The 23,948-nt window shown below is 62.9% G+C and carries 20 protein-coding genes; 16 read left to right on the top strand and 4 right to left on the bottom strand.

The genetic code is table 11. The features are described from left to right. Positions 1–31 precede the first annotated feature (31 nt). The 11 genes from CD175_RS19570 to madM all read left to right on the top strand — a co-directional run bounded on the left by CD175_RS19570 (position 32) and on the right by madM (position 13,976). Positions 32–6,046, top strand: a complete 6,015-nt coding sequence (locus CD175_RS19570; RefSeq protein ID WP_104450129.1) for an Hpt domain-containing protein — start codon at positions 32–34, stop codon at positions 6,044–6,046. Beyond that, complete coding sequence (locus CD175_RS19565; RefSeq protein ID WP_104450128.1) at positions 6,039–6,500, top strand: chemotaxis protein CheW; 462 nt, start codon at positions 6,039–6,041, stop codon at positions 6,498–6,500. Before CD175_RS19570 ends, CD175_RS19565 begins: the two co-directional genes overlap by 8 nt. Positions 6,501–6,721: 221 nt before the next feature. Next, the gene (gene mdcA, locus CD175_RS19560) at positions 6,722–8,392 is read left to right on the top strand and encodes a malonate decarboxylase subunit alpha (RefSeq protein ID WP_104450127.1); all 1,671 of its coding nucleotides are present in this window, start codon (positions 6,722–6,724) and stop codon (positions 8,390–8,392) included. Continuing rightward, complete coding sequence (locus tag CD175_RS19555) at positions 8,392–9,267, top strand: triphosphoribosyl-dephospho-CoA synthase (protein WP_104450126.1); 876 nt, start codon at positions 8,392–8,394, stop codon at positions 9,265–9,267. The genes mdcA and CD175_RS19555 overlap by 1 nt, the downstream gene beginning before the upstream one ends. Further along, positions 9,267–9,566: a malonate decarboxylase subunit delta gene (locus CD175_RS19550; protein ID WP_008001147.1), complete on the top strand. Its 300-nt coding sequence runs from the start codon at positions 9,267–9,269 to the stop codon at positions 9,564–9,566. Before CD175_RS19555 ends, CD175_RS19550 begins: the two co-directional genes overlap by 1 nt. Next, positions 9,559–10,410, top strand: a complete 852-nt coding sequence (locus CD175_RS19545; protein ID WP_007975426.1) for a biotin-independent malonate decarboxylase subunit beta — start codon at positions 9,559–9,561, stop codon at positions 10,408–10,410. Before CD175_RS19550 ends, CD175_RS19545 begins: the two co-directional genes overlap by 8 nt. After that, positions 10,407–11,210, top strand: a complete 804-nt coding sequence (mdcE, locus tag CD175_RS19540) for a biotin-independent malonate decarboxylase subunit gamma (protein ID WP_104450125.1) — start codon at positions 10,407–10,409, stop codon at positions 11,208–11,210. Before CD175_RS19545 ends, mdcE begins: the two co-directional genes overlap by 4 nt. Then, positions 11,204–11,824 carry a malonate decarboxylase holo-ACP synthase gene (locus CD175_RS19535; RefSeq protein WP_104450124.1) on the top strand — a complete coding sequence of 207 codons (621 nt, stop codon included), beginning with the start codon at positions 11,204–11,206 and terminating at the stop codon, positions 11,822–11,824. The genes mdcE and CD175_RS19535 overlap by 7 nt, the downstream gene beginning before the upstream one ends. Next, complete coding sequence (mdcH, locus tag CD175_RS19530) at positions 11,821–12,732, top strand: malonate decarboxylase subunit epsilon (RefSeq protein WP_104450123.1); 912 nt, start codon at positions 11,821–11,823, stop codon at positions 12,730–12,732. Before CD175_RS19535 ends, mdcH begins: the two co-directional genes overlap by 4 nt. Positions 12,733–12,793: 61 nt before the next feature. Further along, complete coding sequence (madL, locus tag CD175_RS19525; RefSeq protein ID WP_008050285.1) at positions 12,794–13,210, top strand: malonate transporter subunit MadL; 417 nt, start codon at positions 12,794–12,796, stop codon at positions 13,208–13,210. Between the two features lies 1 nt (position 13,211). Then, positions 13,212–13,976 (top strand): malonate transporter subunit MadM, encoded by a 765-nt coding sequence (gene madM / locus CD175_RS19520; RefSeq protein WP_103396750.1) that lies wholly within the window; start codon positions 13,212–13,214, stop codon positions 13,974–13,976. 92 nt (positions 13,977–14,068) lie between these two features. Here madM and CD175_RS19515 read toward each other — a convergent pair whose 3' ends face one another. Beyond that, a complete protein-coding gene (locus tag CD175_RS19515; RefSeq protein ID WP_104450122.1) occupies positions 14,069–14,983 on the bottom strand; it encodes a LysR family transcriptional regulator in 915 nt (304 codons plus the stop codon). Positions 14,984–15,208: 225 nt separating this feature from the next. Between CD175_RS19515 and trhA the strand changes: the two genes are divergently transcribed. Beyond that, positions 15,209–15,826, top strand: a complete 618-nt coding sequence (trhA, locus tag CD175_RS19510) for a PAQR family membrane homeostasis protein TrhA (RefSeq protein ID WP_104450121.1) — start codon at positions 15,209–15,211, stop codon at positions 15,824–15,826. Here the strand turns inward: trhA and CD175_RS19505 are convergent. Continuing rightward, positions 15,823–16,740 (bottom strand): LysR family transcriptional regulator, encoded by a 918-nt coding sequence (locus tag CD175_RS19505; RefSeq protein WP_104450120.1) that lies wholly within the window; start codon positions 16,738–16,740, stop codon positions 15,823–15,825. The genes trhA and CD175_RS19505 overlap by 4 nt on opposite strands. A gap of 109 nt (positions 16,741–16,849) precedes the next feature. On the opposite strand from CD175_RS19505, the gene CD175_RS19500 reads away from it, so the two are divergent. Genes CD175_RS19500 through CD175_RS19490 form a run of 3 tightly spaced genes read left to right on the top strand, consistent with a single transcriptional unit; the run spans position 16,850 to position 19,408 of the window. Further along, complete coding sequence (locus tag CD175_RS19500) at positions 16,850–18,091, top strand: D-amino acid dehydrogenase (protein WP_104450119.1); 1,242 nt, start codon at positions 16,850–16,852, stop codon at positions 18,089–18,091. Positions 18,092–18,125: 34 nt separating this feature from the next. Then, positions 18,126–18,476 carry a RidA family protein gene (locus CD175_RS19495; RefSeq protein ID WP_104450118.1) on the top strand — a complete coding sequence of 117 codons (351 nt, stop codon included), beginning with the start codon at positions 18,126–18,128 and terminating at the stop codon, positions 18,474–18,476. Between the two features lie 29 nt (positions 18,477–18,505). Further along, positions 18,506–19,408: a transporter substrate-binding domain-containing protein gene (locus tag CD175_RS19490; protein ID WP_104450117.1), complete on the top strand. Its 903-nt coding sequence runs from the start codon at positions 18,506–18,508 to the stop codon at positions 19,406–19,408. An 81-nt stretch (positions 19,409–19,489) separates the two neighbouring features. Here CD175_RS19490 and CD175_RS19485 read toward each other — a convergent pair whose 3' ends face one another. Together CD175_RS19485 and CD175_RS19480 are read right to left on the bottom strand one after the other, a co-directional pair. Continuing rightward, the gene (locus CD175_RS19485) at positions 19,490–20,209 is read right to left on the bottom strand and encodes a 16S rRNA (uracil(1498)-N(3))-methyltransferase (RefSeq protein ID WP_095964181.1); all 720 of its coding nucleotides are present in this window, start codon (positions 20,207–20,209) and stop codon (positions 19,490–19,492) included. 175 nt (positions 20,210–20,384) lie between these two features. After that, a complete protein-coding gene (locus CD175_RS19480; RefSeq protein WP_104450116.1) occupies positions 20,385–21,791 on the bottom strand; it encodes an adenosylmethionine--8-amino-7-oxononanoate transaminase in 1,407 nt (468 codons plus the stop codon). 223 nt (positions 21,792–22,014) lie between these two features. Between CD175_RS19480 and CD175_RS19475 the strand changes: the two genes are divergently transcribed. Then, positions 22,015–23,769 carry a flavin monoamine oxidase family protein gene (locus tag CD175_RS19475; protein ID WP_104450115.1) on the top strand — a complete coding sequence of 585 codons (1,755 nt, stop codon included), beginning with the start codon at positions 22,015–22,017 and terminating at the stop codon, positions 23,767–23,769. The last annotated feature ends 179 nt before the right edge of the window (positions 23,770–23,948 follow it).

The following is a 23,948-nucleotide window of genomic DNA, read 5'->3' as shown; positions in this document are numbered from 1 at the left end:
CATGGGTATCTGAATTGTGATTGGAGTGGTTATGGGTGATCGGCACGACTATGTGGCCCTCGAGTGGGTCAAGGGCGAGATTGCCGAAACGCTGAAACAGGCTCATCACGCGATTGAAAACCTGCTCGATGACCCGCAGGCGACGCACGCGCTGGATGAATGCCTTGTGTGCATCCATCAGGTCCACGGCAGTTTGCAGATGGTCGAATTCTACGGTGCGGCATTGCTCGCCGAAGAAATGGAACAACTGGCCGTGGCCTTGCAGGGCAACCGTGTCAGCCATCGCGACGAGGCGCTACACCTGTTGATGCAGGCCCTTGGGCAGTTGCCGATCTACCTGGACCGGGTGCAAGGCGCGCGCGGCGATTTGCCACTGGTGGTGTTGCCCCTGATCAACGACCTGCGCAGCGCCCGTGGCGAAAGCCTGCTGTCGGAAACCAGCCTGTTCAGCCCGCAATTGCCCGAGTTGCCTGCGCTGGACGCAGAAACGCTGGCGCAGCTTGAGCCGGCCGAATTACCCAATGTGCTGCGCAAGCTGCGGCAGATGCTGCAGATGGCGTTGGTTGGGTTCCTGCGTGAGCAGGACAACGAAACCAACCTCGATTACCTGGCCAAGGTCTTCGCCCGCCTCGAAGCACTGTGCGCCAATGCACCCCTAAGCCCACTATGGCAGGTGGCCTCGGCGCTGGTCGAAGGCATGCAGGGCGGTGCGATCGCCAACAGCCCGGCCTTGCGCAGCCTGTTCAAGGACGCCGACAAGGAACTCAAGCGCCTGCTCGAAGAAGGCATGCGCGGCATCAACCAACCGGCGCCACCGGAGCTGCTCAAGAGTTTGTTGTTCTACATTGCCAAGGCCGAACATCCCACCGGGCAGATGCTGACCATGAAAGAACGCTACTCACTGGACGACGCGCTGCCCGACAGCGCGATGGTCGATGAAGAACGCGCGCGGCTGGCCGGTCCCGACCGTGATGCCATGCGCTCGGTGCTGGCAGCGCTGTGCGAAGAGCTGGTGCGGGTCAAGGAACGCCTGGATCTGTTCGTGCGCAGTGACCGCCAGCACACCTCTGACCTCGACAGCCTGCTGGCACCACTGCGGCAAATCGCCGACACCCTGGCGGTCCTGGGCTTCGGCCAGCCGCGCAAGGTGATCATCGATCAATTGGCGGTGGTGCTCAGCCTCGCCCAGGGCCAGCGCGAACCCAACGATGCGATCCTCATGGACGTTGCCGGGGCCTTGCTGTACGTCGAAGCGACGCTGGCCGGCATGGTCGGAACCGTGGAGCCGGAGAGCCAGGATGACAATCGCCTGCCGACCACCGACCTGACCCAGATCCATCAGATCGTGATCAAGGAGGCCCGCATCTGTTTGCAGCAGGCCAAGGACATGATCGTCGACTACATCGACGCCGATTGGGACCGCCAGCATTTGCAGGCGCTGCCGGCCTTGCTGACCCAGGTACGCGGCGCGCTGGCAATGATTCCGTTGAGCCGGGCGGCGAGCCTGGTCGACACCTGCAATCACTTCATTCGCGAGCACCTGTTGCTCGAGCCGGGTCAGCCGGGCTGGCAGGAACTGGACAATCTGGCCGACGTGATCACCAGCATCGAGTACTACCTCGAGCGCCTCGGCGATGACCCGCAGGCGCAGGGTGAAAACCTGCTCGATGTTGCGGAAAAAAGCCTGGCGAGCCTCGGGTTTTTCCCCAGTGAGCAGCATGTGCCGGTGCTGGATGATGTGCTCAACCCGAGCGAAGCGCAGGTCATGCAGATGATGCAGGAGCTGGATGACCCGCAGATCGTCCAGACCCTGGCCGATGTGCTCGCCAGCCCGGTTTCGAGCCTGAACCCGCCTGCCCTGGACACCCCGGGCAGCCTGCTGCCACCCCCCCCGGGCGAAGAGCCGGTGGACGAGGAACTGCGCGAGGTGTTCCTTGAAGAGACCGACGAAGTCCTGGAAATCCTGCGCGAGTATTTGCCGCGCTGGTCGGTCAACCCTGACAGCCGCTCGGCCCTGAGCGAACTGCGCCGCGCCTTTCATACCCTCAAGGGCAGTGGCCGCATGGTGCGTGCCCTGGTGCTGGGCGAACTGGCCTGGGCCGTGGAAAACCTGCTCAACCGCGTCCTGGAAAACAGCGTGGAGCCGGGCGCTACGGTGCAGCAACTGATCGGCGATGTGCTGCAACTGCTGCCGGAGCTGGTGGCTGAATACGCCGCCAATGCCCAGCGTCAGCGCAACGATGTCGACCAGTTGGCCGCCCGCGCCCATGCCCTGGCCAAGGGCGACGAACCGGTGTCCGATGAGGATACGCAGGATGTCGCGGCCCTCGACCCGCTGTTGCTGGAGATCTTCCGCAAAGAGGCGCAAACCCACTTGGGCAGCCTCAATCGTTTCCTTGATCAGGCCGCCGAGCACGTGCCGTTGCAGGCCAGCGACGAATTGCAGCGTGCCTTGCACACCCTCAAGGGCAGTGCCTATATGGCCGGTGTCTTGCCGATTGCCGAGCTGGCCGCGCCACTGGATCAACTGGCCCGGGAATACAAGGCACACCTGATCGCGCTGGACCTGGATGAAGTGGAATTGCTGCTGGAAGCCGAAGGGCTGTTCCGCCTCGGTCTGCGCCAGCTCAAGACCGATCCGCTGGCGGAAATTCCCGGCGCCCGGGGTTTGACCGAGCGAGCCAAAGCGCTGCTGGCCGAACGCCTGGAAAACCTCCTGAACACTCCGAACACCGGGCTGCGGATCAAGCGCGATCCGCAGCTGATCAACAACTTCCTCGCCCAGGGCATGGACATCCTGCTCGACGCCGAGAGCCTGCTACAGCGTTGGCAGCAACACCCCGGCGAACGTCAGGAACTCAGCGCGCTGCTGGACGAATTGACCACCCTCGGCGAAGGCGCCCACCTTGCCGACCTGCACCCGGTGGATGAGCTGTGCGAAGCGTTGCTCGACCTGTACGGTGCCGTAGAAGAAAGCAGCCTCGCGGTCAGCGAGCGGTTTTTCCATGAGGCACAGAATGCCCACGAAGCGCTGATCAACATGCTCGACGAACTGGCCGCCGGTCAGGAAGTCAGCCCGCAGCCGCAACGGATCAGGGCCTTGCGCGAGTTGCTTGACGAGAGCCTCGACCCTTCGGCCATGGGCCTGATCCGCAGTGATGGCAGCCGCACCCTGAGCATCCGCGAATTGGGAGCTGCCACCGCCGATCTAGAGCACACGCTACCCCCTGTAGGAGCGAGCCCGCTCGCGATGGACGTTAACGATGACGCGTTATCATTGGATAAACGCGGCGCCGGTGAGACCATCGCGAGCGAGCTCGCTCCTACAGGAGAGGGGCGCGAACTGGACGACGAGATCGTCGCGATCTTCCTCGAAGAAGCGGTGGATATCCTCGAAAGCGCCGGTCAGGCTTTGCAGCGCTGGTTGCGCGACTCGGACAACGCCGCGCCGCTGTCGTCCCTGCAACGGGATTTGCACACCCTCAAAGGCGGCGCGCGCATGGCCGAGGTCGGGCCGGTCGGTGATCTGGCCCATGAACTGGAAAGCCTTTACGAAGGCCTGGTGGATCGTCGCTACGCCTACAGCGACTCATTGGCGGTGCTGTTGCAGCAGAGCCATGACCGCTTGGCGCAGTACCTTGACCAGTTACGGCACAACCAGCCCTTGGGCGATTGCGCTGAGCTGATCGAGGCCATTCGCGCCTACCGGCAGGGCCACTCGGGCGCCGCCGAAGTCAGCGAACTGGCGGCCACCAATGACTCGGCCGCCCATGATCCGGAGTTGCTGGAGATCTTCCTCGAGGAAGGTTTCGACATCATCGAAAGCTCCGGTGCGGCGCTGGAGCGCTGGCAGGCCCAGCCTTCGAGCCGTCAGGAAGTGGAAACCCTGCTGCGCGACCTGCACACCCTCAAGGGCGGCGCACGCATGGTGGAAATCGCCGCGATTGGCGACCTGGCCCATGAACTGGAATTCCTCTACGAAGGCTTGTCCACCGGCGTGCTGCAACCGACCGCGCCGTTGTTCGCGCTGTTGCAACGCAGCCATGACCGCCTGGCGCAGATGCTCGACGCGGCCCGCGCCGGTGAGCCGATGCCGCCCGCCGACCGCTTGATCGATGCGATCAAGAACTTCAGCCACCCGGCCGTGCCCGAAACGCTCGCACCGGTTGCGTCACCGGCCACGCCCAAGGCCGAACCACTGCCGCCGCCCTCCGATGCCGGCGCCGACATGGTCAAGGTCTCGGCGGAACTGCTCGACGATCTGGTCAACCTGGCCGGTGAAACATCGATCTTCCGTGGCCGGATCGAGCAGCAGGTCAACGATGCACACATCGCCCTGAGCGAAATGGAGACCACCATCGAGCGCATGCGCGACCAGTTGCGCCGCCTCGATACCGAAACCCAGGGGCGGATCCTCAGCCGCCAGCATGTCGACGCCGAACGCCTGGGCTATGAAGAGTTCGACCCGCTGGAAATGGACCGCCACTCACAGTTGCAGCAACTGTCCCGCGCGCTGTTCGAATCCGCCTCTGACTTGCTCGACCTCAAGGAAACCCTCGAACGACGCAATCACGACACGGAAAACCTGCTGCAACAGCAGGGCCGCATCAACACCGAGTTGCAGGAAGGGCTGATGCGCACGCGTATGGTGCCGTTCGAACGCATGCTCCCGCGGTTACAGCGCATCGTCCGCCAGGTGTCCAGCGAATTGGGCAAGGACGTGGATTTCATCGTCGATAACGCCGAAGGCGAGATGGATCGCAACGTGCTTGAACGCATGGCCGCGCCGCTGGAACACATGCTGCGCAACGCCGTCGACCATGGCCTGGAGTCCGTCGAAGCGCGGCTGGCGGCGGGGAAGCCGGCCAAGGGCAAGATCACCCTCGATCTGCTGCGCGAAGGCGGCGACATCATTTTCGACATCCGCGACGACGGCGCCGGTGTGCCGCTGGACGCGGTGCGGCGCAAGGCGATCAAGCGCGGCATGCTCGCCCCGGACAGCGTTATCAGTGATCACGACGTGTTGCAGTTCATCCTGCAACCGGGGTTTTCCACGGCCGAGAAAATCACCCAGATCTCCGGGCGCGGCGTCGGCATGGACGTGGTGCACGAAGAGGTGCGGCAACTGGGCGGCACCATGAGCATCGACTCAGTGCCCGGGCAGGGCGTGCATTTCCGCATTCGCCTGCCGTTTACCGTATCGGTCAACCGGGCGCTGATGGTGCAGTGCGGTGAGGATCAATACGCGATCCCGCTCAATACCATCGACGGCATCGTTCGCGTCCTGCCCAATGAGCTTGAAGGCTATTTCCGCTTCGATTCGCCCACCTACGAATACGCCGGGCAACGTTACGAGCTGTGCTACCTGGGTGAGCTGCTGAAAACCATCCTGCGCCCGAAACTGTTGGGCCAGAGCCTGCCATTGCCGGTGTTGCTGGTGCAGTGCAACGAACGGCACATCGCGGTGCTGGTGGACGCCATGGCCGGCACTCGCGAGATCGTGGTCAAGAGCCTGGGGCCGCAATTTGCGGCAGTGCAAGGGGTGACCGGGGCGACGATTCTCGGCGATGGCCGGGTGGTGCTGATTCTGGATCTGCTGGCGCCGATCCGCGCCATGCAGGCCCGCGTACCCCAACATCCCGCGGGGCAGGAGATAGAGGTCGAACCGCATCGGCCGTTGCTGGTGATGGTGGTCGACGACTCGGTCACCGTGCGCAAAGTCACCAGCCGCTTGCTCGAACGCCACGGCATGAACGTGCTGACCGCCAAGGATGGGGTCGATGCCATGCTGCTGCTGGAAGAGCACATGCCCGACCTGATGCTGCTGGACATCGAGATGCCGCGCATGGACGGCTTCGAGGTCGCGACCCAGGTGCGCAACGACGAACGCCTGCAGCACCTGCCGATCATCATGATCACCTCCCGCACCGGGCAGAAACACCGCGACCGCGCCATGGCCATCGGCGTCAACGACTACCTGGGCAAGCCGTACCAGGAATCGGTGCTGCTCGAAAGCATCGCCTTTTGGAGCAAGACCCATGCTTGAACACCGCACCAGCAACCTCACCGGCCTGCTGCTGCCATTGGCCGACCGCAACCTGATCCTGCCCAACGTCGCCGTGGCCGAGCTGATCGATTACCAGCAACCGGGGACTTTCGATCTCGACACACCGCCGTGGTACCTGGGCCTGGTGACATGGCGCGAACGGCAGATACCGCTGCTGAGTTTCGAGTCGGCCTGCGGGCAGAAAATCGTCATCGGTGAACGCGCGCGGATCGTCATCCTCAACGCTCTCGGCGGGCGCCCCGAACTGAAATTCATCGCGCTGTTGGTGCAGGGGATTCCGCGCTCGTGCAAGCTCGACAGCCAGTTGAGTTACGTGGATGTGCCGTTGTGTGCGCTGGAACAGGCGGCGGTGCAGGTGGGGGAGCAGGTGGCCAAGGTGCCGGATCTGCTGGCGCTGGAGGCGTTGTTGGTGGATGCCGGGTTAATCAACTGACTCGGGTTTTGCTGTGACCATGCTGGCCCCTTCGCGAGCAGGCTCGCTCCCACAGGGATCTTGAGTGCGAAACAGGCCCATTGTGGGAGCGAGCCTGCTCGCGAAGGCGTCAGCCCAGACAACCATTACCCTGAGCGTAACGAACCGCCACTCTGCTTGATTGATGCCCCCACCCAACACTCCTAATGTGACCCCCACGACAGCGAACCCGTGGAGTGGTCATGACAACAACAATATCCCCCGACTCGCGATGGACGCGGCGGCGCAGCGAAAAGCAGCGGCGTCTCGAGCTGGTGCGAGGTCTTGCCGACGGTGTGGTGCTGCCCACCGATAACATCGTCGCGGCGCTGGAGGCGTTGATCCTGCCGGGCGACCGCGTGGTGCTCGAAGGCAACAACCAGAAGCAGGCGGATTTCCTTTCACGTTCCCTGGCCAAGGCCGACCCCGCGAAGCTGCATGACCTGCACATGATCATGCCCAGCGTCGGGCGCTCCGAGCACCTGGACCTGTTCGAACGCGGCATTGCGCGCAAGCTCGACTTCTCTTTCGCCGGCACCCAAAGCCTGCGCATCAGCCAGTTGCTCGAAGACGGCCTGCTGGAAATCGGCGCGATCCACACCTACATCGAACTCTACGCACGGCTGGTGGTGGACCTGATTCCCAACGTCGTGCTCTCGGCCGGTTTCATGGCCGACCGCGCCGGCAACATCTACACCGGGCCGAGCACCGAAGACACCCCGGCACTGATCGAACCGGCGGCCTTCAGCGACGGTATCGTCATCGTCCAGGTCAACCAGTTGGTGGACGATGTCAGCGATCTACCGCGCGTCGACATTCCTGCTTCCTGGGTCGACTTCGTGGTGGTGGCCGACAAGCCGTTCTACATCGAACCGCTGTTCACCCGCGATCCACGACACATCAAACCTGTGCACGTGCTGATGGCGATGATGGCGATCCGCGGCATCTACGAAAAACACAACGTGCAGTCGCTCAACCACGGCATCGGTTTCAACACCGCGGCCATCGAGCTGATCCTGCCGACCTACGGCGAATCCCTCGGCCTCAAAGGCAAGATCTGCCGCAACTGGACGCTCAACCCGCACCCGACCCTGATCCCCGCGATTGAAAGTGGCTGGGTCGAAAGCGTGCATTGCTTCGGCACCGAACTGGGGATGGAGAACTACATTGCGGCGCGGCCGGATGTGTTCTTTACCGGGCGCGACGGTTCCCTGCGTTCCAACCGGATGTTCAGCCAACTGGCCGGGCAATACGCCGTGGACCTGTTCATCGGCGCGACCTTGCAGGTCGATGGCGACGGTCATTCTTCCACCGTGACCCGTGGGCGCCTGGCCGGTTTCGGTGGCGCGCCGAACATGGGCCACGACCCGCGCGGTCGTCGCCATGGCACCCCGGCCTGGCTCGACATGCGCAACACCGACGTGGCCGAGCCGATGCTCGAGCGCGGCAAGAAACTCGTGGTGCAGATGGTCGAGACCTTCCAGGAGGGCGGCAAACCGACCTTCGTCGAAACCCTTGATGCCGTTGATGTGGCGAAGAAAAGCGGCATGCCGTTGGCGCCGATCATGGTCTACGGCGACGACGTCACCCATTTGTTGACCGAAGAAGGCATTGCCTACCTGTACAAGGCGCGCTCGCTGGAAGAACGCCAGGCGATGATCGCCGCCGTCGCCGGGGTGACCGCCATCGGCCTGTGTCACAACCCCAAAGACACCGCGCGCATGCGCCGCGAAGGCCTGATCGCCTTGCCCGAAGACCTCGGCATCCGCCGCACCGACGCCACCCGCGAACTGCTCGCGGCGAAAAGCGTGGCCGATCTGGTGGAGTGGTCCGGTGGCCTCTACAACCCGCCCGCCAAGTTCAGGAGCTGGTAATGCACGCATTCAACCTGCAACCCAAAACCCTGAGCCTGGCCGAGCGGCTGGCGGACCTGGCGGTGGACGCGCTGATCGACGAGGCTGATCTGTCGCCGAAACCGGCACTGGTCGACCGTCGCGGCAATGGCGCCCACACCGATTTGCACCTGGGGCTGATGCACGCTTCGGCACTGTCCCTGTGGCCGGCCTTCAAGGCGATGGCCGATGCCGCGATTGAGTTCGGTGAGATCGGCATGCCCCTGCGTGAAGCCGTCGGCCGCATCGGTCGCGAAGGCGAGCAAGCGATGCTCGACACCACGGGCGGCGTGAATACTCATCGCGGGGCGATCTGGGCCTTGGGCCTGTTGGTCACTGCCGCTGCGCTGGACCCTGAATCCACGGCTGCAAGCAGCGTATCGATTCGTGCGGCGCGCCTGGCTCTGCTCGACGACCGTTACGCGCCGCGTCCACTCAGCCACGGTGCTCAAGTCGCTCAACGCTACGGCGCTCGCGGAGCCCGTGAAGAAGCGCAACTGGGCTTCCCGGCGGTGTTGCAACGCGCGTTGCCGCAACTCAAATGCAGCCGCGCCGCCGGCCATGGCGAACAGAACGCCCGGCTCGATGCACTGCTGGCGATCATGACGAATCTGGCCGACACCTGCGTGCTGTACCGCGCGGGAGAACAAGGTCTGCACACCATGCAACTCGGCGCTCAAGCCGTGCTCGATGCCGGGGGGAGCGCCAGCCTCGCCGGACGTCGCCGCCTGCATGAGCTGGACCAACAACTCATCGCGTTGAATGCCTCGCCCGGTGGTGCTGCGGACCTGCTCGCAGCCTGCCTGTTCATCGACCGTATCGAGTCGGGCGACGGCCTTATCCAGGGAGTGTTTTGATGGAAACCTTATCTTTTGAATTCCCCGCCGGGCAGCCGCCACGCGGCCGCACCCTGGTGGGTTGTGTCGGCTCGGGCGATCTGGAAGTGCTGATCGAACCGGGTCAGGCCGGCAAGCTGACGATCAACGTGCAGACCTCGGTCAATGGCAGTGAACAACGCTGGCAGCATCTGTTTGCACGGATGTTCGACGGCCAGACGCCGCCGGCGATGGCCATCGACATCCACGATTTCGGCGCGACCCCCGGCGTGGTGCGCCTGCGTCTGGAACAGGGTTTCGAGGAGATCGGCCATGACTGACAGCGCATCCCTGCTGAACAAGCACAGCTTCGTCGAACTCGGTGCGCGGCAACGGGCCAAGGCCCTGCTCGACGCTGGCACCTTCCGCGAACTGCTCGACCCTTTTCAACGGATCATGTCGCCGTGGCTGTCGCGCCAGGGCGTGGTGCCGCAAGCCGACGACGGCGTGGTGATCGCCAAGGGCAACCTCGATGGTTTGCCGGTGGTGATCGCCGCCATCGAAGGCGCGTTCCAGGGCGGTAGCCTCGGTGAAGTCGGCGGGGCAAAAATCGCCGGTGCGCTGGAGCTTGCCGCCGAAGACAACCGCAACGGTATCCCGACTCGCGCCGTGCTGCTGCTGGAAACCGGCGGCGTGCGTTTGCAGGAAGCCAACCTCGGCCTGGCGGCCATTGCCGACATCCACGCGGCGATTGTCGATTTGCAGCAGTACCAGCCTGTGGTCGGTGTGGTGGCGGGCAGCGTCGGTTGTTTTGGCGGGATGTCGATTGCTGCCGGGTTGTGCAGCTACCTGTTGGTGACCCAGGAAGCGCGACTCGGCCTGAATGGCCCGCAGGTGATCGAGCAGGAAGCCGGACTCGAGGAATACGACTCCCGCGACCGGCCCTTCATCTGGAGCCTGACCGGTGGCGAGCAGCGCTTCGCCAGTGGCCTGGTGGATCGCTATGTGGCCGACGACGTGGCGCAGATTCGCCAGCAGGTGGGTGAGTTGCTCCAGCAAGGTTTGCCGGCGCAATCACGCAGTCGTCAGGCCGAACTGTTCCTGCAGCGCCTGGCGCGTCTGGACGCCGAACCGCAAATCGAGCCGTCCGTGGTTCGCGATCTGTACCAAGGAGAACGCCCATGAGCTCGTATTCCCTGCGTGGTTTGAACTGGTTCAACGCCTTGAGTGCCGGGGCGAAAGCGGTCGAGGGTTTGCCGGCTTCGCTGAAGGTCGCGGACGGTGAGCTGGGCGATCAGCCTGTGCGTTTCATCGCGGTGGTGGCTGACCCGGAAAACCGCTTCGTCCGTGCACGCAGCGGCGAAGTGGGGTTGCTCGAAGGCTGGGGCCTGGCCAAGGCCGTGGATGAAGTCATCGCCGCCGATCAGAACAAGGCTCGCAAACGCGCCCTGATCGCCATTGTCGACGTGCCGAGCCAGGCTTACGGTCGCCGCGAAGAAGCCCTCGGCATTCATCAGGCGTTGGCCGCAGCGGCGGGCAGTTACGCCCGTGCCCGTCTGGCTGGCCATGCGGTGATCGGTTTGCTGGTGGGCAAGGCGATGTCCGGGGCGTTCCTGGCCCACGGCTATCAGGCCAATCGCTTGATCGCCCTGCGCGATCCGGGAGTGATGGTGCATGCGATGGGCAAGGCGTCGGCTGCGCGGGTGACCTTGCGCAGCGTCGAAGAACTCGAAGCCCTGGCGGCCAGTGTGCCGCCGATGGCCTATGACATCGACAGCTATGCCAGCCTCGGGCTGCTGTGGGAAACCTTGTCGGTTGAGCAGATTGAGCAGCCGACTGCAGCGGATCTGGCGCGGGTGACCGGGTGCCTGAGTCAGGCGATGGGCGATATCGCCGAGAAGGGGGCAGATCTCAGCGGTCGTCTCGGTGCGGCCAATCGTGCGGCGTCGAACAAGGTTCGCCAATTGTTGAGAGCACAGTGGTGAATGCGCTTCTGGCTCACGACCTGCTGTGGGGCATGACCCCGTGGCAGTTGCCTGCGGATGCCCCGACCTGGGTGATCGAGTCGATCAGTGCCGGCCAACCGGTGGTGGTCCGTCGTGCCTTGAGCGCGGCGGGGCAGGTGGCGGTGGGCGTGCGCGGGCCGTTGCGCGAGCAGCGGTTTGCAGCGGTGATGGAAGTCGCCGCCATCACGCGGCGGGTGCAGCCGGAAGAACTTTGCCGTGTTCAAGGCTCGCGCGATTTTCCGGCGCTGCGTGCCTTGGCGCAACTGCGCTCGCACCTCGATGAAAGTGGCTGGGTCTGGGGTGTCAGTGGCAGTGCCGGGTTTGAGTTGGCCAGCGGGTTTGCCGCATTGCACGAGGGCAGCGATCTCGATCTGATCCTGCGTACACCGCGCCCGTTGAGTCGTGCCGACGCGCATGCGCTGGTGGCCTTTCTCGACACGGCCGTGTGCCGCGTGGACCTGCAGTTGCAGACACCCTTGGGCGCCGTTGCCTTGCGCGAGTGGGCCGGTGCTTCGTCGCGGGTCCTGTTGAAAAATGCCACTCAGGCCAGTCTGGTCACTGACCCGTGGCATCCACAGGAGCAGGCAGCGTGAGCAGCTTGCTGGTGTTCCCCGGCCAGGGTGCGCAGCAACCCGGCATGCTGGCGCGCTTGCCTCGGGAAACGTTGAACGAGGCGAGCGATTGGCTCGGTGAAGACGTGACGCAGCTGGATTCTGCCGAAGCATTGCGGTCGACGAGGGCGGTTCAGCTTTGCCTGCTGATCGCTGGCGTCGCCGCTTCACGCCAGTTGGCCATGGCCCCGGACTACGTGGCCGGCTTGTCGATCGGCGCTTATCCGGCGGCAGTGGTGGCGGGTGCATTGGGTTTCAGCGATGCACTGCATCTGGTCAGCCTGCGCGGTGAGCTGATGCAGCAGGCTTATCCACAGGGCTACGGCATGACCGCGATCATCGGTCTGGAGCTGGTCACGGTGGAAGGATTACTGGCCCAGGTGAGCCGCGCAGAAATGCCGGTTTATCTGGCCAATATCAACGCCGATAACCAGGTGGTGATTGCCGGCAGCGACGCGGCGATGAAAGCGGTGGCGGAGTTGGCGAAAAGTCACGGAGCTGGCTTGGCCAAGCGTCTGGCAGTGAGCGTGCCGTCCCACTGCCCACTGCTTGAGGAGCCCGCGCAACGGTTGGCCGAAGCCTTCGACAAGGTGCCGCTGCAAGCCCCGAAGATGGGCTACCTGAGCGGCAGCCGTGCGCGTCCGCTGATCAAGCCTGAAGCCTTGCGTGACGACCTGGCCTACAACATGTGCCGCATCGTCGACTGGCGCGGCACGGTACAAAGCGCCTACGAGCGCGGCGTACGTCTACAGATCGAAATGCCGCCCGGTGCGGTGCTGACCGGGCTGGCGCGCCGGGTGTTCGAGCAGGGCAGAGTGATTGCCTTCGACGGTGCTCGGCTCGATACCCTGCAGGCGCTGATGCGAGAGGAGGACAGCCGCCACTCCTAAAACCGACTCAGGCTTCGAACAACAAAAACAACATTCGAAATGCACTTTGAGGAATACGACAATGATTATTTACGGTGTGGCGCTGTTGGCGATCTGTACGCTGGCAGGGGTGATCATGGGTGACATGCTCGGGGTGTTGCTGGGCGTGAAATCAAACGTCGGCGGTGTCGGGATCGCGATGATCCTGCTGATTTGCGCACGGTTGTGGATGCACAGGCGTGGCGGCATGACCCGGGAGTGCGAGATGGGCGTCGGCTTCTGGGGCGCGATGTACATCCCGGTGGTAGTGGCGATGGCGGCGCAACAAAACGTGGTCACGGCGCTGCACGGTGGTCCGGTGGCGGTGCTGGCGGCGATCGGTTCGGTGGTGGTTTGCGGTTGCACCATTGCCCTGATCAGCCGGACCCACAAAGGCGAACCCTTGCCCGATGAACCGGCGGATGTAACGCAGGTTGGCGCACCGGCAGGAGGTCGCTGATATGTGGGATTTGATCAAGAACGGTCTGGAACACAACGGTCTGGTCACCGCATTCGCCTTCGTCGGCGTGATCATGTGGGTGTCAGTGGTGATCTCCAAACGCCTGACCTTCGGACGCATCCACGGTTCGGCGATTGCCATCGTCATCGGCCTGGTACTGGCCTGGGTTGGCGGAACGATGACCGGCGGGCAAAAGGGCCTGGCGGACTTGACGCTGTTTTCCGGTATCGGGTTGATGGGCGGCGCCATGCTGCGGGACTTCGCCATCGTCGCCACGGCATTCGAGGTGCAGGCCACGGAAGCGAAAAAGGCCGGTTTGATCGGCGTGATCGCGCTGCTGTTGGGCACGGTGCTGCCGTTCATTGTCGGTGCGTGCATGGCCTGGGCATTCGGTTACCGCGATGCGGTGAGCATGACCACCATTGGCGCCGGTGCGGTGACTTACATCGTCGGCCCAGTGACCGGAGCCGCGATTGGCGCCAGTTCCGATGTGGTGGCGCTGTCGATTGCCACCGGCCTGATCAAGGCGATCCTGGTGATGGTCGGCACGCCGATGGCGGCGCGCTGGATGGGCCTGGACAACCCGCGTTCGGCGATGGTGTTCGGCGGGCTGGCCGGGACTGTCAGTGGTGTGACCGCCGGCTTGGCGGCGACGGACCGGCGGTTGGTGCCTTATGGCGCGTTGACCGCGACCTTCCACACCGGGCTTGGCTGCTTGCTCGGGCCTTCGCTGTTGTTCTTCATTGTTCGCGGGATTGTGGGCTGACCGTACCGACGCCATCGCCGGCAAGCCGGCTCCTACAGGATTGACGCAGCCCTTGTAGGAGCCGGCTTGCCGGCGATAGGTGCGACACGGTTTCAGACTTGCCGATTGGCATACATCCGGCACTCCGCCAGCAACGCCAGCAGGTTCGGATCACGCTCCTTGGCCTTCAGGAACACCACGCCAATGTGTTGCTGCAAACGGTACTTTTCCTGCAACGGGATCAGCTTCACCCGGTTCTCGTACACCGCAGCAATACGCCCCGGCAGCAACGCATACCCTACGCCCGAACTGACCATGCTCAGCAGGGTGAAGATGTCGTTGACCTGCATCGCCACCTTCGGCTCGAACCCTGCCTGCTCGAACACCCGCTTGCCGTCCTGGTGGGTGGCGAAGCCCTGGGTCAGGGTGATGAAGGTTTCGTCGCGGACCTCGGCCAGGTCGACTTCAGTTCGCTGGGCAAACTTCGAGTCGGCGGGTGTGGCGAGGAAGATGTCGTCGGAAAACAGCGGGATCTGTTCGCAGTCCGGGTCGTTGACGCTGTCGTCCAGCGACACCAGGATCGCATCGACTTCCATGTTCTTGAGCTTGTAGAGCAGGTCGATGTTGGAGCCCAGAATCAGGTCGATGTTGAGTTCGCTGCGGCGGATTTTCAGGCCCATGATCAGTTGCGGTACGGTCTTCACCGTCAGCGAATACAGCGATCCCAACTTGAAACGCTCGGCCGAGAACCCGGCAGCCTCCCGGGTCAGGCGCACGCTTTCGACGACATCCTGAATCAGCTTCTGCGCCCGCTCTTCCAGCACGTAAGCGCTTTCCAGCGGTGTGAGGTTGCGGCCTTCGTGCTTGAACAACGGGCAGCGCAGGGCGCTTTCCAGGGAGTGGATCGCCCGATGCACGCTGACGTTGCTGGTCTGCAATTCGGCGGCGGCGCGTGCCAGGTTGCCGGTGCGCATGAAGGCCAGGAACACCTCGAGTTTTTTCAGGGTCAACTCTTCATCGATCAGCATGGGGCGGACTCTCTTTGGTATCGGTCAATTGTGCCCATTAAACACTGAGCGTTGTAGGAGCTGCCGAAGGCTGCGATCTTTTGACGTTGAAGATCAAAAGATCGTCCGAACGCGGCCCGAGCCTTCGGCAGCTCCTACAGGAATCGTGACGTACGGAAACATTGCACTTTTACGCTCAAGGCTTGAGCCTTGTTTTGCGGTAACCATTTTTAAGGTGAGTAATCGATGTATCACGGAGAAAGACTGAACGCCTGGACGCATCTGGCCGGGGCGGTGGCGGCGTTTATCGGCGGGGTGTGGCTCATTGTGCTGGCCAGTCTCGACGGCAGTCCGTGGAAGATTGTCAGCATGGCGATCTACGCCTTTACCTTGCTGGTGCTTTACAGCGCATCGACCGTGTACCACAGCGTGCGCGGGCGCAAGAAAGCGATCATGCAGAAGGTCGATCACTTCTCGATCTACCTGTTGATCGCCGGCAGCTACACGCCGTTCTGCCTGGTGACCCTGCGCGGGCCGTGGGGCTGGACCTTGTTCGGGATTGTCTGGGGGCTGGCGCTGATCGGCATCCTGCAAGAGATCAAGCCGCGTTCGGAGGCGCGGATTCTGTCGATCGTGATTTATGCGGTGATGGGCTGGATTGTGCTGGTGGCGGTCAAGCCGCTGCTCGCGGCGCTGGGCGCCGCCGGATTTGCCTGGCTGGCCTCGGGCGGGGTGTTGTACACGGTGGGGATAATCTTTTTTGCCCTTGATCATCGCCTGCGGCATGCCCACGGGATCTGGCATTTGTTCGTGATCGCCGGGAGCTTGCTGCACTTTGTGGCGATTTTCTTTTATGTCCTTTAAGGCTGTACCGGGGCCAGCCGATCCAGTTGCTCCCGGGCTCGGCGGCTGAATACCTGCAACAGGTCGTTCAAGGTGTGTGGCGGCGGTTCGGCGGCACGGGTCACTGCGTACAGGGTGATGGGTAACGGCGGTGCCAGAGGGCGGATCATTGTGTTGGCGGGAGAGGCGCCAAGGGCGGTGAACGGATCGATCACCGCCAGGCCCGCGCCGGATTCCACCATCGCCCGTGCCAGTGAGTAGGTTTGCACGGCGATGCGTACCCGGGGCGGCGGTTCGACCGCTTCCAGGTAACTGTCGAGCCGCGCTGCCAATGGATCGGCGCTGGATAAACCGATCAGCGGCGCATCCGCCAGCGCCATCAGCGGCAACGGTTTACCCACCTCTTCCTGAGACCAGTAACCACTCGGCGCCAGCGCCACCAGCACGCCGGACGCCAGCGCCTGGGCCTTGAGTCCTGGATGATCCGGGCGTTGCAGGGTCAGGGCGACATCCACTTCGCGCATCAACAGGTTCTGCACCAGTTCGCGACTGTGGGCGCTGGAGAGTTCGCAAGCGATGTCCGGGTAACGCCCGGTCCATTCGTGAATGGCCGGCGGCAGCAATGACAGGGCCAGCGCCGGGGTGGCACCGATGCGCAGGCTGTGGCCCGGTTCGCGGCGCAAGCTCTGCGCCAGGCGTCGCACGCCTTGCAGGCTTTCGCTGACCTTGTCCACTTCACGCTCCAGTTCCAGCGCTTCCGGCGTCGCCTGCAACTTGCCGCGTACCCGCAGGAACAGCGGGAAACCCAATTGTTGCTCGGCGTGCTGCAACACCTTGCTCACCGCTGGCTGCGAGACGTGCAGCAATTGCGCAGCAGCGCTGATCGAACCGGTCTGGCGGATGGCCTGGAAAATCTCGATATGGCGAAGGCGCATGGCAAGTCCATAACCTTTGTTTATGGGTTTGCCATCTTTATGCATTGTTCAACGTCTGTCACCTGGCTCTAACCTTGGCCTCGTCTTCACAACGGTTTTAAGGACGGACATGGCTCAGCGTGTGTGCATCATCGGTGGCGGTGTGATTGGCCTGGCAACGGCCTATGCGCTGGTGCGCGACGGCTTTGAGGTGACGGTGGTCGAGGCACGGGACTCGCTGGGCAGCGAAACCAGCTTCGCCAACGGCGGCCAGTTGTCCTATCGCTATGTCGCGCCCCTGGCCGACGCCGGTGTGCCTTTGCAAGCCATAGGCTGGATGCTGCGCGGTGACTCACCGTTGAAGCTGCGCCCGCGCTTTGACCCGGCCCAGTGGCGCTGGATGGCATCGTTCCTCGGCGCCTGCCGCCGCTCGGTCAACCGCGAGAACGCCGCGCACTTGCTGCGCCTGGCGCTGTTCAGCCAGGACACATTGAAGTCCTGGCGCGAGGGCGATGGGCTGACGGGATTCCAATGGCGGCGCAATGGCAAACTGGTGACCTTCCGCCAGAGCAGCAGCTTTGAGCGTGCGCGCCAGAGCCTGGCCGACCCGCAGCAACAGCAGGTGCTGTCGCCGGCCGAATGCGCGCAACTGGAACCGGCGCTGATCGATGCGCCCTTTGTCGGGGCGATCTACACCCCGGACGAAGAGGTGGGCGACTGCCACGGTTTTTGCCAGCAACTGGCCGCCCGGCTGCAAGCATCCGGCCGTTGCGAGTTTCGTCTCGGGCAAGCGGTAACCGGCATCCGCCACAGCAACGGCAGCGTCAACGCCATCGAACTGGGCGAGCAAGTGCTGTCGGTCGATCAACTGGTGATCGCCGCCGGTCACCGCAGCCCGCTGTTGGCGCTTCCCGGGCTGCAACTGCCACTTTACCCGCTCAAGGGCTACAGCCTGACCGTGCCGATCGGCGCCGGTCACCGGGCGCCGGACGTGAGCATCACCGACTACGACCGCAAGATCGTCTATGCGCGCATCGGCAAGCAATTGCGAGTGGCGGCAATGGTCGACATTGTCGGCTTCGACCCTGCTTTGGACCCCAAGCGCCTGGCACTGATCAAGCGTCAGGCCCATGACACCTTTCCAAATGCCGGCGCCTATGACGAAGCCGTCGAGTGGGCTGGCATGCGCCCGGCCACCCCTAGCGGCGTGCCGTTGCTGGGCGCGACGGCGTATCGCAACCTGTGGCTCAACCTCGGCCACGGCGCGCTGGGTTTCACCCTGGCATGCGGCAGCGGGCGCTTGCTCAGCGAGTTGATCGGCGAGCGCCAGCCATCCATTGACCTTCAGGGTTTCAGCCACCGGGCCGCCTGAATACTGAATACTGATTTCTGAAGAGGACACTGCAATGACCATTACCCGACTGCACAGCAACCCGCGCCTGTCTGGCGCCGTGACCTTTGGCGACCTGGTGTTTCTTTCCGGGCAAGTGCCGGGCGATGCCCGGGATGCCAGCGGCCAGACCCGCGAAGTGCTGGCGAAAATCGATACCTTGCTGGTCGAGGCGGGCAGCGACAAGGATCATCTGCTCAGTGCGACCATTTACCTGAAGAACATCACCGAGGATTTCGCTGCGATGAACGAGGTCTGGTCGGCCTGGCTATCGCCGGGGCAGGCACCGAGCCGCACCACCGTGCAGGCCGAACTGGCCCGCCCGCAGGTGCTGGTGGAAATCACCGTCATCGCTGCACGCGTCTGATAAACCAACACCCACAACGGAGAATAACAATGCAAAAAATCACGTTGCTCGCTTGTACGCTTGGCCTGTTGCTCGGCAGTCAGGTTCAGGCCAATGAAGCGCCCTTGACCGGCACCCTGAGCAAAATCGCCAGCGCCAACAGCATCACCTTGGGCTATCGCGATGCTTCGGTGCCGTTCTCCTACGTGGGCGATCACAGCGGCAAGCCGATGGGTTACTCGGTGGATCTGGCGGGCAAGATCGTCGAGCGCATCCAGCAGCAACTGGCGCTGCCGGACTTGAAGGTGAAGTACAACCTGGTGACCTCGCAGACCCGTATTCCACTGGTGCAAAACGGCACCGTGGACCTGGAGTGCGGCTCCACAGGCGTGACCGCCGAACGACAGAAGCAGGTGGCGTTTTCTTATGGTTTCATCTACGTCAAAGGCCAGTTGCTGACCGCGAAGGACAGCGGGATCAAGAGCTTCGCTGACCTGCGCGGCAAGAACGTGGTGACCACCGCCGGCACCACCAATGAGCGCTTCCTGAAAAGCTACAACGTCGATCACAAGATCGACATGTTCGTGATCAGCGCCAAGGACCACGGCGAAGCCTTCCAGATGCTGCAGTCGGGCCGGGCGGTGGCGTTCTACATGGACGACGCGCTGCTCTATGGCGAGCGCGCAAAGGCCAACGACCCGCACAAATGGGTGGTGGTCGGGGAGGAGCAATCGCGGGAGATCTACAGCTGCATGGTGCGCAAGGACGATCCGCAGTTCCTGGCGCTGGTCAACGGTGCGTTGGCGGATCTGTACAGCTCGGGTCAGATCAATGGCATCTACAAACGCTGGTTCGAGCAGCCGATCCCGCCGAAGGGTTTGAACCTTGAGTTCCCGATGACCAGCGAACTCAAGGCGATCATTGCCAAACCGGTGAGTGATCCGGTGCAGTAAATGCAAAAGATCGCAGCCTGCGGCAGCTCTTACAATTGGATGGCGTACATCCTGTAGGAGCTGCCGCAGGCTGCGATCTTTTTAGAAATCCCCCCAGAGTTGCTGGGCCACCGCCAACGCCACCACCGGCGCGGTTTCGGTGCGCAGTACCCGTGGACCGAGGCGGGCGGCGTGGAAGCCGCCGGCCTTGGCCTGATCGACTTCGGCATCGGACAAACCACCCTCCGGACCGATCAGGAATGCCAGACTTGAAGGTTTGGCATGGCTCACCAGCGGCTCGGCCACCGGGTGCAGCACCAGCTTCAACTCGGCTTGCGTCTGCTTCAACCAGTCAGCCAGCAATAGTGGTGGATGAATCACCGGTACCCGTGAACGGCCGCATTGCTCGCAAGCGCTGATCGCCACCTGACGCCAGTGCAGCAAGCGTTTGTCGGCGCGCTCGTCCTTGAGCCGGACTTCGCAGCGTTCGGTGAAGATCGGGGTGATTTCGCTGACGCCCAGTTCCGTGGCTTTCTGAATCGCCCAGTCCATGCGCTCGCCTCGGGAAAGGCCCTGGCCGAGATGGATTTGCAACGGCGATTCGATCTGCCCGGCGAAGCTTTCATCGATCTGCACCACGACGCGTTTTTTGCCGACTTCGACCAGCCTGGCGCGAAACTCCTGGCCCGAGCCGTCGAACAATTGCAACGCATCGCCCTCGGCCATGCGCAGTACGCGGCTGATGTAATGGGCCTGGGCTTCGGGCAATTCGTGCTCGCCGGTGCTCAAGGGGGCGTCGATGAAGAAGCGGGACAGTCTCATGCGGGGTCTCTGGAAAAGTGCAAATCATCAGAAGGTCGTGCCGACCTTATCGCCGGCAAGCCAGCTCCTACAAGGAACGGGCCACCGCAAATCTTTTATACAACCCTGACCTGTAGGAGCTGGCTTGCCAGCGATAGCGGCAGACCAGGCACCACAGAAGGTCGGGTGAAAACAATCAACCCGGATCACGGAACCCCGGATGGAAGTCCTTCGGCACCGCCACGCTGACACTGTCACGGGTGGCAATGTCGATGCCTTCGCTGGCCACTTCGGCCAGGAAGTCGATCTGCTCCGGGGTGATCACGTACGGCGGCAGGAAATACACCACGCTGCCCAATGGACGCAGTAAAGCACCGCGCTCCAGGGCGTGCTGGAACACCTTCAGGCCACGGCGTTCCTGCCACGGGTAAGCCTCTTTGCTGGCTTTGTCCTTGACCATCTCGATGGCCAGCACCATGCCGGTCTGACGCACTTCGGAAACATTCGGGTGATCGACCAGGTGCGCGGTGGAGGAAGCCATGCGCTGCGCCAGGGCCTTGTTGTTCTCGATGACGTTGTCTTCTTCGAAGATGTCCAGCGTCGCCAGGGCCGCGGCGCACGCCAGCGGGTTGCCGGTGTAGCTGTGGGAGTGCAGGAAGGCGCGCAGGGTCGGGTAGTCGTCGTAGAAGGCGCTGTAGACTTCGTCTGTGGTCATGCACGCCGCCAGTGGCAGATAGCCGCCGGTCAGGGCCTTGGACAGGCACAGGAAGTCCGGACGGATACCGGCCTGTTCACAGGCGAACATCGTCCCGGTGCGGCCGAAGCCGACGGCGATTTCGTCGTGGATCAGGTGCACGCCGTAGCGGTCGCAGGCTTCGCGCAGCAGCTTGAGGTACACCGGGTGGTACATGCGCATGCCACCGGCCCCCTGGATCAGCGGCTCGACAATGACTGCAGCCACGCTGTCATGGTTCTCGGCCAGGGTCTGTTCCATCGCGGCGAACATATTGCGCGAATGTTCTTCCCAGCTCATGCCCGCGGGACGCTGGTAGCAGTCCGGGCTCGGCACTTTGATGGTGTCCATCAACAGCGCCTTGTAGGTCTCGGTGAACAGCGGCACGTCGCCCACCGACATCGCCGCCATGGTTTCGCCGTGGTAGCTGTTGGTCAGAGTGACGAAGCGCTTCTTGTTCGGCTGACCGCAATTGAGCCAGTAGTGAAAGCTCATTTTCAGCGCGACTTCGATGCAGGACGAGCCGTTATCGGCGTAGAAGCACCGGGTCAGGCCTTCCGGCGTCATTTTCACCAGGCGCTCGGACAATTCGATCACCGGTTGATGACTGAAGCCGGCAAGGATCACATGTTCGAGCTGATCGACCTGATCCTTGATGCGCTGATTGATCCGCGGGTTGGCGTGTCCGAACACATTGACCCACCAGGAGCTGACCGCATCGAGGTAGCGTTTGCCTTCGAAGTCTTCCAGCCACACGCCTTCCCCGCGTTTGATCGGGATCAGCGGCAGTTGTTCGTGATCTTTCATCTGGGTGCAGGGATGCCACAACACGGCGAGATCGCGTTGCATCCACTGATTATTCAGGCCCATTTTCACTCTCCTGGAGGTGGTCCGTTACCTGCGCGGACAAACAATCGGGCAAGCCTATGCAATGCGTGCCACGGGGACAACCCATTGTGTCGAAAGAGCTACTTTGTCCAGGCCGATAGACGTTGCTGGCAGGTGCCTGATGGCTGACGTATCCTTCGCGCTTCTTGAGCCTTCTGGCTCGCAAAAACTGCTGTTTTCCTCGTGTAATTCCGGAGTTCGCTGAATGTCTGTCGGTTGGCTGCGCGCCTGTGCGCTGGTGATGTTGGGGCTGTTCAGCGTGTCTGCGCTGGCCAAGGATAAAACCGCGATCGTGATCGGCGGCGGCCTGTCGGGCCTGACTGCCGCCTACGAGCTGCAGAGCAAGGGCTGGCAGGTCACCCTGCTGGAAGCCAAGTCGAGCCTGGGCGGCCGTTCCGGCATGGCCACCAGCGAGTGGATCGGCAACGACAAGACCCAGCCGGTGCTGAACAAGTACGTATCGAACTTCAAGCTGAGCACCACGCCGGCCCCTGACTTCGTGCGGACCCCAGGCTACCTGATCGATGGCGAGTACTTCTCTGCCGCCGATCTGGCGACCAAACAACCGGCCACCGCCGAGGCGCTCAAGCGCTTCGACAAGACCGTGGACGATCTGGCGCGTTCGATCGACGACCCGCTGAACCCGGCCGCCAACAACACCCTGCACGCGCTGGATCAGATCAACGTGTCGAGCTGGCTCGACAAGCAGAACCTGCCGGCCACCGCCCGCCAGTTGATCAACCAGCAGATCCGTACCCGCTACGACGAACCTTCGCGCTTGTCGCTGCTGTACTTCGCGCAGCAGAGCCGCGTCTACCGTGGTGTCTCCGATCGTGACCTGCGTGCTTCGCGCCTGGTCGGTGGCAGCCCGGTGCTGGCCCAGGCCCTGGTCAAGCAGCTGAAAACCATCAAGACCAATTCCCCGGTCTCGGCGATTATCCAGGACAAGGACGGCGTGACCGTCAAAGTCGACAACGTCGGCTACCAGGCTGACTACGTTGTGTTGGCCGTGCCATTGCGCGCACTGAACAAGATCCAGATGACTCCGGCGCTGGACGCCCAGCACCTGGCAGCGATCAAGGGCACCAACTACGGCTGGCGCGACCAGATCATGCTGAAGTTCAAGACGCCTGTGTGGGAAAGCAAGGCGCGCATGTCCGGCGAGATCTACAGCAACACCGGCCTGGGCATGTTGTGGATCGAGCCTGCCCTGAAGGGCGGTGCCAACGTTGTGATCAACCTGTCCGGCGACAACGCGCGGGTGATGCAGGCATTCGGCGACAAGCAGATGGTCGATCAGGTGTTGATCCGCCTGCACGCGTTCTATCCACAGGCTCGCGGTTCGTTCACCGGTTATGAAATCCGTCGCTACAGCACTGACCCGTCGACTGGCGGTGCCTACCTGGCCTTCGGCCCGGGCCAGATCAGCAAGTTCTGGCGCCTGTGGGAGCGCCCGATTCAGCGCGTAACCTTTGCTGGTGAGCACACCGACACCCTGTACCCGGGCACCCTGGAAGGTGCGCTGCGCACCGGTCAGCGTGCGGCCAGCCAGGTTGAAGACCTGGCGGCGGGCAAGTCATTCGAACCGGCGAAAGTGGTTCCGGCCGCCGCTGCGGCGGGCGCTGGTGCGGTGGCGGCGAAGAAGGGCAACTTCTTCAGCAACCTGTTCGGCGGCTCTGATGACGAGAAGAAGCCGGAGCCGGTCAAGGCGCCTGAGCCTGTTGCACCGCCAGCACCTGCTCCGGCGCCAGCCCCGGCCGCGGCGTCGGCACCGGTGGAAGCACCGAAGCCTGCGGCACCGGTAAAAACCGAGCCAGCCAAGAAAGCTCCGGCGAAACCAGCCGCCAAGACCGAGGCGAAAAAAGCCCCGGCCAAGGCACCCGCCAAGAAAGTCGAGCCGGCCAAGAAGCCAGCGGCCAAACCGGCTGCGACTCCGGCAACGGATGCCAAGGCGCAGTAACGTTCAGGCGTAAAAAAAGCGCGGCTCAAGGGCCGCGCTTTTTTTTGCCTGGAAAAAGCCGGGACCAGAATCGAATAAATTTTTTGATACAGGTGTTCTCTGGTTTGTATTCACTTTTTCTCACAATTTCGACTTTAATCTTTCCTTAACTCGCAGGCTTCAGACTGTTGATCGTATTT

The sequence above is a fragment of the Pseudomonas laurylsulfatiphila genome (assembly GCF_002934665.1).
In the GTDB taxonomy this organism is placed as follows: domain Bacteria; phylum Pseudomonadota; class Gammaproteobacteria; order Pseudomonadales; family Pseudomonadaceae; genus Aquipseudomonas; species Aquipseudomonas laurylsulfatiphila.
The sequence above is the reverse complement of the archived record's forward strand: the minus strand, read 5'-3'. Positions and strand labels throughout refer to the sequence as shown.

Coding starts and splice junctions, on each gene's coding strand:
- mdcA (WP_104450127.1), top strand. CDS start 6,722: ATGACAACAACAATATCCCCCGACTCGCGATGGACGCGGCGGCGCAGC.
- mdcE (WP_104450125.1), top strand. CDS start 10,407: ATGAGCTCGTATTCCCTGCGTGGTTTGAACTGGTTCAACGCCTTGAGT.
- CD175_RS19480 (WP_104450116.1), bottom strand. CDS start 21,791: ATGGGCCTGAATAATCAGTGGATGCAACGCGATCTCGCCGTGTTGTGG.
- CD175_RS19555 (WP_104450126.1), top strand. CDS start 8,392: ATGCACGCATTCAACCTGCAACCCAAAACCCTGAGCCTGGCCGAGCGG.
- madL (WP_008050285.1), top strand. CDS start 12,794: ATGATTATTTACGGTGTGGCGCTGTTGGCGATCTGTACGCTGGCAGGG.
- CD175_RS19495 (WP_104450118.1), top strand. CDS start 18,126: ATGACCATTACCCGACTGCACAGCAACCCGCGCCTGTCTGGCGCCGTG.
- CD175_RS19545 (WP_007975426.1), top strand. CDS start 9,559: ATGACTGACAGCGCATCCCTGCTGAACAAGCACAGCTTCGTCGAACTC.
- madM (WP_103396750.1), top strand. CDS start 13,212: ATGTGGGATTTGATCAAGAACGGTCTGGAACACAACGGTCTGGTCACC.
- CD175_RS19570 (WP_104450129.1), top strand. CDS start 32: ATGGGTGATCGGCACGACTATGTGGCCCTCGAGTGGGTCAAGGGCGAG.
- trhA (WP_104450121.1), top strand. CDS start 15,209: ATGTATCACGGAGAAAGACTGAACGCCTGGACGCATCTGGCCGGGGCG.
- CD175_RS19485 (WP_095964181.1), bottom strand. CDS start 20,209: ATGAGACTGTCCCGCTTCTTCATCGACGCCCCCTTGAGCACCGGCGAG.
- CD175_RS19500 (WP_104450119.1), top strand. CDS start 16,850: ATGGCTCAGCGTGTGTGCATCATCGGTGGCGGTGTGATTGGCCTGGCA.
- CD175_RS19550 (WP_008001147.1), top strand. CDS start 9,267: ATGGAAACCTTATCTTTTGAATTCCCCGCCGGGCAGCCGCCACGCGGC.
- CD175_RS19565 (WP_104450128.1), top strand. CDS start 6,039: ATGCTTGAACACCGCACCAGCAACCTCACCGGCCTGCTGCTGCCATTG.
- CD175_RS19505 (WP_104450120.1), bottom strand. CDS start 16,740: ATGCGCCTTCGCCATATCGAGATTTTCCAGGCCATCCGCCAGACCGGT.
- CD175_RS19475 (WP_104450115.1), top strand. CDS start 22,015: ATGTCTGTCGGTTGGCTGCGCGCCTGTGCGCTGGTGATGTTGGGGCTG.
- CD175_RS19490 (WP_104450117.1), top strand. CDS start 18,506: ATGCAAAAAATCACGTTGCTCGCTTGTACGCTTGGCCTGTTGCTCGGC.
- CD175_RS19515 (WP_104450122.1), bottom strand. CDS start 14,983: ATGCTGATCGATGAAGAGTTGACCCTGAAAAAACTCGAGGTGTTCCTG.